The following is a 12858-nucleotide window of genomic DNA, read 5'->3' as shown; positions in this document are numbered from 1 at the left end:
CACGCCCCCCTTCGACAAGGCGGCTGTCGGCATAAACGTGCACCCGCGACGGGTCGAACACCAGCCCGACATCGTTACGCGCAACAGAAAATCCCTGGGGTACGCGTGCAGCGAATTTGACGCCGCCGATGCGGACGCGCGCAAAACTGACGCGGCCGAGATCGTCGACGCGTTCGACTTGCGCCAGCAGCAAGCCCGGCGCGGGCGTCGCAACATGGACGAATTCGGGGCGAACGCCGATTTCGATTGTGGCACCTGCTGGCAACTTGTCGTAGCTGCGCTGCAGCGCGATGACGTGCCCCCCAATGCGCGCTTCGCGACCGCTCACTTCGGCAGTTACAATATTCATGCCGGGCGAGCCGATGAAATAGCCGACGAATGTATGCGCGGGCTTGTCGAATAGCTCTTGCGGCGTACCGGACTGCACGACGCGCCCGTCATGCATCACCACCACCGTATCGGCAAAGGTCAGAGCCTCGGTCTGGTCGTGGGTCACGTAGATCATGGTCAGGTCGAGCGCGCGATGCAGCGCCTTCAGCTTCGAGCGCAATTCCCATTTCAGCGCGGGATCGATCACTGTCAGCGGTTCGTCGAACAGCACGGCGGCGACATCGGAGCGCACCAGACCGCGGCCGAGCGAGATTTTCTGCTTGGCGTCGGGTGTCAGCCGCGTCGCCTTGCGATTCAGATAGGGTGTGAGATCGAGGAGTTCGCCGATCTCGGCGACGCGTGCATCGATCTGCGCCTTCGGCACGCCGCGATTCCTGAGAGGGAAAGCGAGATTCTCGCCGACCGTCATGGTGTCGTAGATGACCGGGAACTGGAACACCTGCGCGATGTTGCGCTTCTGCGTCGACAGCGGCGTGATGTCTTTGCCGTCGAACAGGATCTGGCCACGCGTCGGCGTGACGATGCCGGAGATCAGGTTCAACAGCGTGGTCTTGCCGCAGCCGGACGGGCCGAGCAGCGCATAGGCGCCGCCCTGCCGCCAAGTCATGGAGATCGGCTTGAGCGCGAATGATTCCGGATCGGCATCATTGCCACTGTAGGATTGCGCGAGATCGACGAGATCGATGCGGGCCATGTTACGCTCCCTGCGTGCTGTCGGGAGCGGCAACCAGACGGTCGCTGCCATCGAAGACGAACAGATTGGCGGGATCGAGCACGGCGTCGAGCATGTGGCCGGGCAGGAATTCATGCACGCCCTGCAGCACAGCAACCCAGTTCGACGCATCGCGCTTGAGATGGACGAAGCTTTCCGACCCGGTGATTTCGGTCACGGTCACTTCCGCAGGAAATGCATGCCGTCCGGCGAGACCACTGGCGACTTCGAGCTGATGCGCACGGAAGCCAACGCGATAGCTGCCGTCGGAGAGATTTGCATAGAGCCCGCTCGCGGGCGCCGTCGCGCCACCGGCATAGTGCACATTTCCGTTCTTCTTCTCGATCACCACCAGATTAAGCGGCGGATCGGAGAACACTTCGGCGGCTTTCAGGGTTTCCGGATGGCGATAGACTTTGGAGGTCTGGCCGACCTGCAAAACCTGGCCTTCCCACAGACACACGGTGCTGCCGCCCAACAAAAGCGCTTCGGAAGGCTCCGTCGTCGCATAGACGAAGATCGCGCCGGAGGCCTCGAATATCTTCGGCAATTCGGTGCGCAATTCTTCGCGCAGCTTGTAGTCGAGATTGGCGAGCGGCTCATCGAGCAGCACGAGATCGGCGCCCTTGACCAGCGCGCGGGCAATCGCCGTGCGCTGCTGCTGGCCACCGGAGAGCTGCAGCGGCGTGCGTTTCAGATAGGGCTCAAGCTTGAGCAGTGCAGCCGCTTCATGCACGCGCATCTCGATCTCGGCCTTCGGCTTGCCCTGCACGCGCAGCGGCGAGGCGATGTTCTCATAGACCGACAGCGAGGGGTAATTGATGAACTGCTGATAGACCATCGCCACCGAACGCTTACGGATATCGAGGCCTGTGACGTCCTTGCCATCGACCAGCACGCGGCCTTGGGTCGGCTTGTCGAGTCCGGCCAGCAGCCGCATGATCGAGGTCTTGCCGGCCAGCGTCGGCCCGAGCAGCACGTTCAGTGTGCCCCTTTCCAGCGTCAGCGAGACGTCACGGATCGTCGTGACGCCGTCCACCATCTGCGAGACGTGATCGAGCGCAACACTCATGACCGCGCTCCCGCTTCACGCATTGGATTGGCGGGCTGGGCGCGATTAGCCTGCAGCCATTGATCGAGAGCTGCTATCTCTTCCTTCGACAGGCGCAGACCAAGTTTGGAACGGCGCCACACGATATCCTCGGCACTGACGGCCCATTCATTGGCCATGAGATAGCGCACTTCGCGCTCGGTCAGCGTTGCCCCAAAGGCCTGACCGAGATCGGCCGGCGACTTCGCAGTGCCCAGCATCTTCGCGGCGCGCGTGCCATAGGCATGTGCCAGCCGATTGGCATGGGCCGGCGTCAGGAACGGATAGTCGCGCAACAATTCGGCGATCAGAGGGTCGACCGCCGAGACATCGAAATCACCACCAGGCAGCGTGGCATGGGCCGTCCAGCCTTCCTTCGCCTTAGTGCCCTTCAGATAGGGCGCGAGTTTCTGCAGCGCCTCTTCGGCAAGGCGGCGATAGGTCGTGATCTTGCCGCCATATATCGACAGCAGCGGCAGGCCGCCGGGCAGATCGAGCTCGAACACATAGTCGCGCGTCGCCGCCTTGGCCTCGTTGGCGCCGTCATCATAGAGCGGGCGCACGCCGGAATAGGTCCACACCACGTCTTCGGCCAGCACGGGCCTGGCGAGATATTCGCTGACCGACTTGCAGAGATAATTGATCTCATCGGCAGAGATTTTCACATCGGCGGGATCGCCGTCGTAATCGATATCGGTGGTACCGATCAGGGTGAAATCGTCCTGATAGGGAATCGCAAACACGATACGACCATCGGCATTCTGGAAGATGTAGGCACGGTCGTGGTTGTAAAGTTTCGGCACCACGATATGCGAGCCCTGCACGAGGCGGACTTTCGCTTTCGCATTGACGCCGGCACCGACCGCCAGAACATTCTCAACCCACGGACCACCGGCATTGACCAGCGCGCGCGCGCTGATGGTCGAACGGTCGCCCGTCGCCGTATCCTGCACCGTGACCTGCCACATCCCGTCGGCCTGCCTAATCTCGGTTGCGCGCGAGCGCGTGCGGATGTCAGCGCCCCGGTCGGCGGCATCACGCGCAGTGAGCACGACAAGGCGCGCATCATCTACCGAGCAGTCGGAATATTCAAAGCCACGTTTGAACCGGCCGGGCGCCAGCGGCTTGCCGGTCTCGTCGCGCGTGAGGTCGAGCGTGCGCGTCGGGGGCAGAAGCTTACGGCCACCGATATAGTCGTAGAGGAACAAGCCCAAGCGTAGCAGCCAGGCCGGCCGCAGACCGGCGTGATGCGGCAGCACGAAACGCAGGGGACGGATGATATGCGGCGCGATCTGCCAGAGCACTTCGCGTTCCAGCAGCGCGTGGCGCACCAGTTTGAAGTCGTAATATTCGAGGTAGCGCAAGCCGCCATGGATCAGCTTGGTCGACCAAGACGACGTGCCGCTGGCCAGATCGTTCATCTCGCAGAGGAACACCGAATTGCCGCGGCCAACCGCATCGCGGGCGATACCGCAACCGTTCACGCCGCCGCCAATAATTGCGAGGTCGTAGATCTGACCCACCCCGTCTCCCCTCCTGCGCCAATTGTCTGGCGCCTTCCTTCGGACGCGCCATCTTCGCTTTCAGCGATTTGTCTTTCGTTTTTGATTAAAGCACAACCTAAAACGAAAGCAACTGGCATTTTCGCGGTCTAAACAGGCTCTAAAAGGGCCGATTTGGGTCACACCCACCGGCTGTCACCCGCCGCGAAAGCGGGGATTCGATCACCGCTAGCGCCTGCAATCTTGCCGAGGGGGCCGGTGACGACGGGATCGCCCGGTCCAAGCGCGCAATTGCGCGCCAGGCCGGCGACGACAGCTCGTGGTGAGCGGAAGAGGGTGGACCTACCCCTCCTCGGCCTCATCCGCCGACCCCGGCAAAGCCGCGATCACCTGCACGCCCCGGCTCCGGCAGATCTCCTGCAAGGAGGGCGGCAGCGGGACGTCGGTCACGAAGGTCTGGATCTGGCTGATATGGGCGATGCGCACGGCCGCGCTGCGCCGGAGCTTGGTCGAATCGCAGACCAGCATGACGCTGCGGGCATTAGCGATGATCGCCTGCGCCGCTTGCACCTCGCGATAATCGAAGTCGAGCAGCGCGCCCTCCTCGTCGATCGCCGAGGCGCCGATGATGGCGTAATCGACCTTGAACTGACCGATCAGCTTGATCGCCGTGGAGCCGATCACCGCACCATCGGAGCGGCGCACGGTGCCACCGGCGACAATCACCTCGATATGCGGGTGACGATAGAGCATCATCGCCACATTGAGATTGTTGGTAATGACCAGCAGGTTTTCGTGATTGATCAGCGCACTCGCGACTTCTTCCGTCGTAGTGCCGATATTGATGAACAGCGACGAGCCATTGGGAATCTGCGCGGCGGCGGCGACGCCGATCGCCTTCTTCTCTTCGGCGGCCACGAAGCGTCGCGCTTCATAAGCGAGGTTTTCCACGCCGGAGGCGACGATGGCGCCGCCGTGGATGCGCGTCAGCAGGCGCTGGTCGCAGAGATCGTTGAGATCCTTGCGGATGGTCTGTGCGGACACCTCGAAGCGGCGCACCAGGTCGTCGACCATCACGCGGCCAAAGGCGCGCGCGTGATTCAGGATTTCGGATTGGCGATGGGTCAGTCCAGCAGTCACGACAGCACCTCGGATCGAACGGTTCCATGGTGCGGGTGTTGGCGGCAATGGTCAACGCATCACCGGCGCAGGCGCCATGCGCTTCGCCGCGGCGATGTCGTAAGAGAGTCGCCCTCTAGGGCGTCACAGCTGCTTGGATACCCTGCGCGAACTGAAAGGCAGCGCGTTCAGCTTCGCGCGCATTGCGAAACAGCTGGCCTTCCATGGGGTTGAAACGGTGAGACGCGGCGAAGAACCTGTACCCACCGGGATCGCGAACCACGATGCCGGCAGCCTGCGATGAGACTTCGATGATGTAAGTGTCTGACATGGCGGCCCCCTACGCGACAGGCGATGCATATTCCGGGCCACCAACTTGGAAGGGGGTATTTTGTTCCCGCCGGTGTTTAGAATTGCTCAGGTCGAGATCGTCGCGTCCGGGCGCTTAATCGGCTGCGGACGGCCGGCCTCGTCGATGGACACGAAGGTGAAATTGCCATCGGTGACCAGGATCGGGGCGCTTTCGTTGCGGCGAAGCACCCAGGCCTCGATATGCACGGTGAGTGACGTGCGGCCCATCCGCACCAATTCCGCATGCACGGACACGACGTCGCCGACATGAACGGCCTTGCGGAAAGTCATCGCCTCGATGGCGACCGTGACCGTGCGCGTCTTCGCCACCTTGGCGGCAAAGATGCCGCCGCCGAGATCCATCTGGCTGAGCAGCCAGCCGCCAAAAATATCGCCATTGGCATTAGTATCTGCCGGCATTGCGACCGTGCGGATGGTGAGATCGCCGGTCGGTTCCGCATCCAGCCCCGTCACTGGCTGCGTCTTTGATTCAGTCATGAGCAAAGCCTGCCGCAAATTGAGTCATCATTTAAAGGTTTCCCAGCCGGCATCCGGCGCGAAGCGATCGCCGAACCGGGCCGCCAGCGTGCGCAGCGTGGCAGTGATATTCTCGGTTCCACGCGTCCGCGCATAGTTCAGCGGGCCGCCGCGGAATGGCGCGTAACCTGTTCCGAAAATCATTGCGCCATCGACCACATCGGGGTTGTCGACGATGCCTTCGCGCAGACAGGCGACGCAGACATTGGACATCGGCAGCACCAGGCGATCGATCATCTCCTGGGTCGGCCGCGCGGTGGCGACCGCGCTGGAGCTCTTCTCGGCCTTGCCGTCGCGCCACGTATAGAAGCCCTTGCCGGTCTTCTTGCCGAGCTCGCCCTTGTTGACCTTCTCGCGCAGCCAGGCCGGCGTCGGTGGCAGCAGGTCGCCGAACTTCGAGCGCAGCATGTCGCCGACGGCGAGGCAGATATCGAGACCGACCTGATCGGCCAGTTCAATCGGTCCCATCGGCATGCCGAACTGTTCGGCGGCAGCGTCGATGGTTTCCTTGTCGACCTTCTCCTCCATCAGCATCATCGCCTCAAGCATGTAAGGCGTCAGTGCGCGGTTGACGAGGAAGCCCGGCGACGACTTCACCGGCAGCGGCAGGCGATCGATCGCGCCCACAAAGGCCGTGGCCTTCTTCAGCATCTCCTGATCTACGCCGTCATGGCTGACGACCTCGACCAGTTGCAGGCGCGAGACCGGGTTGAAGAAATGCAATCCCAGCAGCCGCTCCGGCCGCGCCAACGTGCTGCGCAGATCCTGCAGCGGAATGCTCGACGTGTTGGTGGCGAGGATCGCATTCGGTTTCATGCGCGGCTCGATGCCGGCATAGACCTTCTGCTTCAGCTCGAGCTTCTCCGACACGGCTTCGATGATGAGATCGGCGGTGCGCACGCCCTCGCCGTCCATATCGGGGATCAGGCGATCCAGCGTATCGCGCTGATCGGTGCGCTTGCGGATGATCTTGCTGTAGAGATCGGCGGCGCGCTTGATGGCGCCCGCGATCGGCTCGGGCTTCATGTCGGCCAGCGTGACGCGGATGTCCTGATGCGCACACCAGGCCGCGATGTCGCCGCCCATGGCGCCGGCGCCGATGACATGAACATGTTTGATGGTGTTGCCGTCACCGGCGAGCTTCTTCATCTGCTCGCGCAGGAAGAAGACGCGGATCAGGTTCTGCGCCGTCGGCGTCACCATTAGCCGGGCGAAGGACGCCTTCTCGGCATTGAGCATCGCCGCGCGGTCGCCGCCATGTTTCTCCCACAGCTCGATCAGCGCATAGGGCGCGGGATAATGTTCGCGCGGCGCCGCCTTGCCGGCCTCGGCCACCATGCGCGAGGCGAGAATGCCGCGCACCGGCGAGAAGTTCATGATCGGGATCAGCGCACTCGGCTTGGCGCGCTTGAGCTTGCCGAACACCGCATCGCGCACGGCGTTACGGACATGGCGTTCCTCGGTCACCGCATCGACAAGACCGATCGACTTGGCCTTGCGTGCGTCGATGGTCTTGCCGGTCAGCATCAGCGGCATTGCCTGCATCGGATTGACCAGATGCGTGAACCGCGCGGTGCCGCCCAAACCTGGATGCAGGCCGAGCATGACTTCCGGGAAACCAAACCGCGCACCATCGATCGCGATGCGCATCTGGCAGGCCAGTGCTACTTCGAGACCGCCGCCCAGGCAGAAACCATGAATGACGGCCACCGTCGGAATCTTCAGCGCCTCGAAACGATCAATCACCGCGTGAGCGCGGCTGATCTGCGTTTCCACTTCCAATGGGTCGCTGGCGCCGCGAAATTCATTGACGTCGGCGCCGGCAATGAAGCCGGACGTCTTGGCCGAACGAACCACGATGCCGGTCGGGCGCTGGGCTTCCAGCGCGTTCAGCACCTGATCGAATTCTTCCAGCACCACAGCCGACAGCGTATTGGCGCTGGCATCGGCGCGATCAAACAACAGCCACGCGATGCCATCGGCATCGCGCGTCAGCTTGAAGTGGCGATAGGCGCCTGATGTGTCAGGAGCCGGCCCGAGTTCGAGCACGCGATCCCCAAGAACGTCCATGATCTTGCTGTCCATGACGCCCTCACACCGTCTCGATCAACATCGCGCCGCCGAGGCCGCCGCCGATACATTCGGTGGCGATTCCCCGTTTGGTGCCGAGCCGCTTCATTGCATTGACGAGATGCAGCACGATGCGGTTACCGGACGTGCCGACGGGATGGCCGAGGCTGATCGCACCACCATCGACATTGAGCCTGGTGCGATCGATCTCGCCGGCGGCGCCATCGAGGCCGAGCACCTCGTGGCAGAATTTTTCGTCTTTCCAGGCGGCGAGACAGCCGAGCACCTGCGTGGCGAAGGCTTCGTTCAACTCCCAGGTCTCGATGTCCTGAATCGTCATGTTGTTGCGCTTCAACAGATCGTTCGACGACAACACCGGACCGAGCCCCATGATCGACGGATCGAGCGCAGACCACTGGCTGTCGACGATCACCGCCTTCGGCGTGAGACCATGTTTCGCCACCGCGTCTTCGGACGCAAGGATCGTCCATGATGCGCCATCGGTGATCTGCGAGGAATTGCCGGCGGTGACCTGCCCCCACGGACGTTCGAATACCGGCTTCAGTGTCGCGAGCTTGTCGACCGACGAATCCGCGCGGACGCCGTCATCGTGGTCGTAGAAATTGCCCTTGCGATCGAAGACGGTCTCGACTTCGCCCTTCAGCCAGCCCTGTTCCTGCGCATGCGCAAGGCGCTTGTGGCTTTCGACGGCATAGGCATCGGCCTGCGCGCGGGTGACGCCAAACAGATGCCCGACCTTCTCGGCAGTCTGCCCCATATTGAGGTCGGTGATCGGGTCGGTGAGACCACGCTCGAGGCCGATGATCGGCTTGAAATAAGCCGGCCGGGCCTTGGCGATCGCCGCCACCTTGCCGAGCACGCCCTTGGCCATGGCAAGCCCGGCGAACCAGCGTACGCCGTTCTGCGGCCAGACCAGCGGCGCGTGGCTGAGCGCCTCGGCACCGCCAGCCAAAATCAGATCGGCATTGCCTTCGCGGATATAGCGATAGCCGGTGTCGATCGACTGCATGCCGGAGCCGCAATTGATCTGCACGGTGAAGGCCACCATCGCCTCGCCCATGCCGAGCCGCAGCGCGGCGACGCGCGCCGGGTTCATCTCGTCGGCGATGACATTGACGCAGCCGAGGATAACCTGATCGAAGGCATCGGGTGCGAATGGCTGCCGCGCCAGCAGCGGGCGGCCACATTGAACGGCAAGATCGACAGGAGTGAAAGGGCCGGGACCGCTGCGCGCTTTCAGGAACGGCGTGCGGCTGCCGTCAACGATATAGACTGGTCTTGCCATCAGCTTGCTGCCCGCTGCTCACCAAGTTCCTGGAAGAACTGGTGCACGTTATCGGACTTCTTATAGCCGGGCGACAGCTCTTCCGGCGCGAAGTGATCGACCTCGATCACCAGCTTGACGGCTTCCTGCGCCGCGGCGAGCTTCTCGCCTTCCGCCTGGGTAATCACGCCCTGTGTCACTGCGTCCTTCCAGCTCTTCAGCTTTGCCGTGCGGATGCGCTTGGCAATATCGTCACTCGATGTCACCAGTTTGAACGCTTTCTCCAGCCGCGCCAGACCGCGGTCATCATCCACATGCGACAGGTCCGGCGTCAGGCGATCGCGCGTCGCCGATGGCTCCAGGATCATCTGCGCGCAGCGATGCACCACTCGATCCGAAGGACCGAGCACCGATGCACCATATGGCTGCACGATGAATTTGAGGATGCCGGCGACAAAGCGGTTCGGCAGGTTGGCCAGAATCTCCGCAAAGCGGTTCTCGATGGTCTTGAAGCCGGACGCCATACACCATTCAAGCGCCGGCAGGTCCTCCTGCTGACGGCCTTCGTCCTCCCAGCGCTTCAGCGCAGCCGAGAGCAGATAAAGCTCGGAGAGAATATCGCCGAACCGCGCCGACAGCATTTCCTTGCGCTTCAACGCTCCGCCCAGCGTCAGCAACGCCATGTCGGCGCACAATGCGAAGGCCGAGGAATAACGCGAGAGCTGGCGATAGAACTGTGTGGCATCGCCGGCATCCGGCGCAGGCGCGAATACGCCACCGGTCCAGCAGCGGCCCCAGGCGCGGAACAGCGTGGTGACGCTGTGGCCGATATGTTTCCAGAACGCGGCGTCGAAGGCATCGAGGCCCTTCGCCTTGTCGGAATCGCCGAGCGCATTCATTTCCTGCAGCAGATAAGGATGCGCGCGGATGGCGCCCTGCCCGAACACGATGAGATTGCGCGTCAGGATGTTGGCGCCTTCCACCGTGATGCCGACCGGCACCGCGCGATAGAGATTGCCCATATAATTCTGCGGCCCGTCGATCACCGCCTTGCCGCCATGGATGTCCATGGCATCGTCGATGGCGACGCGCATACGCTCGGTGGCATGCAGCTTCATGATGCCGGAGATAACCGCGGGATGATGGCCCAGATTGAGCGCCGCCGAGGTCAGTCGCCGTGCAGCGTCGAGCAGATAGGCGGTGCCGGCGATACGGGCCAGCGGCTCCTCGATGCCTTCGAACTTGCTGATCGAAATGTTGAACTGTTCGCGGATGCGGGCATAGGCACCAGTGGTGCGCGCGGCATAGGCGGCGCCGGCAGCAGACAGCGACGGCAATGAGATGCCACGGCCGGCGGCGAGCGCTGACATCAGCATCTTCCAACCCTGACCAAGCCGCTCCTGACCGCCGATGATGTAGTCGAGCGGGATGAAAACGTCGCGGCCCCAGTTCGGGCCGTTCTGGAACACCTGCATCGACGGTAGATGGCGCTGGCCGATCTCGACGCCCGGAAGATCATGGGGGATTAGCGCAACCGTGATGCCAAGCTCGTCCTGTGAGCCCACGAGGTGATCGGGGTCATAGGCCTTGAAGGCGAGACCGATCAGCGTCGCGACCGGGCCGAGCGTGATGTAGCGCTTGTGCCAGTTGAGACGCAGGCCCAGAACCTCCTGGCCTTCGAACGTGCCCTTGCAGATGATGCCGCTGTCGATCATGGACGCCGCGTCCGAACCCGCTTCCGGGCTGGTAAGGCCGAAACAGGGAATGTCACGGCCGTCGGCAAGGCGCGGCAGCCAGCGCTGGCGCTGCGCGTCGGTGCCGAATTTCATCAGCAGCTCGCCGGGGCCGAGGGAGTTGGGCACCATTACCGTGACGGCGGCGACCACCGAACGCGACGAAATTTTGCGCACCACTTCCGAATGCGCATAAGGCGAGAAGCCGAGACCTCCGAATTCCTTCGGAATGATCATGCCGAAGAACTTTTCGCGCTTGATGAACTCCCAGACGTCCGGCGGCAGATCGCGCAATTCCCAATTGATCTTCCAGTCGTCGATCATCTCGCAGAGACGATCCACCGGCCCGGTCATGAAGGCCTGTTCTTCATCCGTTAGTGTGGCCGGCTTGATGGCGAGCAGCTTGGCCCAGTCCGGATTGCCGGTGAACAGGTCCGCATCCCACCAGACGTCGCCGGCTTCCAGCGCCTCGCGCTCGGTGTCCGACATCTTCGGCAGCACGCCCTTGGCCCAGCCGAAGATCGGCTTGGTGAGATAATCGCGGCGCAAGCTGGACGAGCTCATGGAGGCTTCCTCTCGATCGAGGCAACCGGCAGTCCGGGCGGACCACGGGCGCCCAAAGGCAGACGCTCTTAGCAGGACGGTGTCGGTGTCACCTTAGCTTTCGCATTGAAATTCAAGCGAAATTTGACAGCATCGAGCCATCATTAACGACAGGATACCGCAACGGTTCCCGAAAGGCGATTTCCCGCCGCGTGACCTGTGGTCGCGCGACCGATGCGCCGGACTGCTAGCGGGCTCAGTCCGGGCGGGCCATCTCGAACATGGCGTCCTGCTTGATGTGGAAGTAATCGCCGCGGCGACCGGCGCGCAGGATCGGGCCGGCCAATGCAGTCTGGTACACCCCATCCACGATCAGGGTCTTGTCGATATGGACGGCGACGACCTCACCCATGGTGAGGAAGGCGTTGGCCGAGGCACCGTTGGCGCCCTTGAGCTCGATGATCTGGGTTACCTTGCACTCGAAAGCAACGCGGGCTTCGCCAACCCGTGGCACATTGACAAGCTTGCTCGGCACCGGCGTCAGACCGGCAAGCTCGAATTCATCCACTTCCGGGCCAACACTCGCGGCCGTCGCGTTCATCTGCTTGGCCAGATCCATGGTGGCCAAATTCCAGACGAATTCCTTCGTCGCCTGCATGTTACGGGCGGAGTCCTTGATCCCGATGCTGGAGAAGCCGATCAGCGGCGGCGTGTAGTTGAAGGCGTTGAAGAAGCTGTACGGCGCCAGATTAACGTGGCCATTGGCATCCCGGGAGGAGACCCACCCGATCGGACGTGGACCGATGATGGCATTGAAGGGATCGTGCTTGAGGCTGTGGCCGTTGACGGGCTCGTAAGAATGCAGATCGAATGCGGTCACGCGGAAGATCCCCTGAATTGACGTCAGAGAGATCGTCTAGCCCCGCGGGGCCAACCCGGCAAGAACGAAGTCGATCATCTGGTCCAGGGTCGGGCCAGGTTTCGTCGCACATTGCGCGATCATCTGCGGGTGAAAGAACCGCATCATGGCGGTGCAGGCGCACATGGCTGCCAATTCGACGTCCGGGGCATGAAACTCACCCTTGGCAGCACCGTCCGCGATGACACCGCCGATGGTCACGGTGATGCGCTCCATATGGGCGGTGCAGACGTCCCAACTCTCTTCCATGGCGATGGCAACCATCTCATGCAGCTTGGCATCGCCGACATAGCGTTCGGCATTCATCTCATGGATCGACGTCAGCAGTTCGCGGAGCCGCGCGGCGGCCGGCTGCGGATTTTCAGCAATCGCTCCAGCGGCCTCTTCAACTTCCCCCATCAGCCGCTGCGCCACGGCCGAGATGATCGACTTCTTTGAATCGAAGAAGCGATAGACGTTCGCCGGGCTCATCCGCAGCACCTTGGCGATATCAGCCACGGTGGTCTTCTGGTAGCCGATTTCACGAAACAGCTTTTCCGCGACCAGAACGATGCGGCCCCGCATATCGGCTTCGACGTGATCAGAAATCAGAGTCATCTCGGAGTGC

10 protein-coding genes and 1 pseudogene are annotated in these 12858 nt (G+C 62.5%); all 11 read right to left on the bottom strand.

The window, feature by feature from the left end:
• Nucleotides 1-7 precede the first annotated feature (7 nt).
• Nucleotides 8-1084: pseudogene (locus tag RSO67_RS21730) on the bottom strand (ABC transporter ATP-binding protein); the annotation flags it as partial.
• A 1-nt stretch (nucleotide 1085) separates the two neighbouring features.
• Nucleotides 1086-2174, bottom strand: coding sequence for an ABC transporter ATP-binding protein (locus RSO67_RS21725; RefSeq protein WP_315840528.1), 1089 nt, complete (start codon nucleotides 2172-2174; stop codon nucleotides 1086-1088).
• Complete coding sequence (glpD, locus tag RSO67_RS21720; protein WP_315840527.1) at nucleotides 2171-3715, bottom strand: glycerol-3-phosphate dehydrogenase; 1545 nt, start codon at nucleotides 3713-3715, stop codon at nucleotides 2171-2173. Before glpD ends, RSO67_RS21725 begins: the two co-directional genes overlap by 4 nt.
• Nucleotides 3716-4036: 321 nt before the next feature.
• Nucleotides 4037-4834, bottom strand: a complete 798-nt coding sequence (locus RSO67_RS21715) for a DeoR/GlpR family DNA-binding transcription regulator (RefSeq protein WP_315840526.1) — start codon at nucleotides 4832-4834, stop codon at nucleotides 4037-4039.
• A gap of 115 nt (nucleotides 4835-4949) precedes the next feature.
• The gene (locus RSO67_RS21710) at nucleotides 4950-5144 is read right to left on the bottom strand and encodes a hypothetical protein (protein ID WP_093759633.1); all 195 of its coding nucleotides are present in this window, start codon (nucleotides 5142-5144) and stop codon (nucleotides 4950-4952) included.
• A gap of 86 nt (nucleotides 5145-5230) precedes the next feature.
• Nucleotides 5231-5662, bottom strand: a complete 432-nt coding sequence (locus RSO67_RS21705; protein ID WP_315840525.1) for an acyl-CoA thioesterase — start codon at nucleotides 5660-5662, stop codon at nucleotides 5231-5233.
• A 27-nt stretch (nucleotides 5663-5689) separates the two neighbouring features.
• The gene (locus RSO67_RS21700) at nucleotides 5690-7786 is read right to left on the bottom strand and encodes a 3-hydroxyacyl-CoA dehydrogenase NAD-binding domain-containing protein (protein WP_315840524.1); all 2097 of its coding nucleotides are present in this window, start codon (nucleotides 7784-7786) and stop codon (nucleotides 5690-5692) included.
• A gap of 7 nt (nucleotides 7787-7793) precedes the next feature.
• Nucleotides 7794-9077 carry an acetyl-CoA C-acetyltransferase gene (locus tag RSO67_RS21695; RefSeq protein ID WP_315840523.1) on the bottom strand — a complete coding sequence of 428 codons (1284 nt, stop codon included), beginning with the start codon at nucleotides 9075-9077 and terminating at the stop codon, nucleotides 7794-7796.
• Nucleotides 9077-11353 carry an acyl-CoA dehydrogenase gene (locus RSO67_RS21690; RefSeq protein WP_315840522.1) on the bottom strand — a complete coding sequence of 759 codons (2277 nt, stop codon included), beginning with the start codon at nucleotides 11351-11353 and terminating at the stop codon, nucleotides 9077-9079. Before RSO67_RS21690 ends, RSO67_RS21695 begins: the two co-directional genes overlap by 1 nt.
• A gap of 235 nt (nucleotides 11354-11588) precedes the next feature.
• Nucleotides 11589-12212: a flavin reductase family protein gene (locus RSO67_RS21685; protein ID WP_315840521.1), complete on the bottom strand. Its 624-nt coding sequence runs from the start codon at nucleotides 12210-12212 to the stop codon at nucleotides 11589-11591.
• A gap of 36 nt (nucleotides 12213-12248) precedes the next feature.
• Nucleotides 12249-12848 (bottom strand): TetR/AcrR family transcriptional regulator, encoded by a 600-nt coding sequence (locus RSO67_RS21680; protein WP_315840520.1) that lies wholly within the window; start codon nucleotides 12846-12848, stop codon nucleotides 12249-12251.
• Nucleotides 12849-12858 lie beyond the last annotated feature (10 nt).

The sequence above is a fragment of the Tardiphaga sp. 709 genome (assembly GCF_032401055.1).
Classification (GTDB): Bacteria; Pseudomonadota; Alphaproteobacteria; order Rhizobiales; family Xanthobacteraceae; genus Tardiphaga.
The sequence above is the reverse complement of the archived record's forward strand: the minus strand, read 5'-3'. Positions and strand labels throughout refer to the sequence as shown.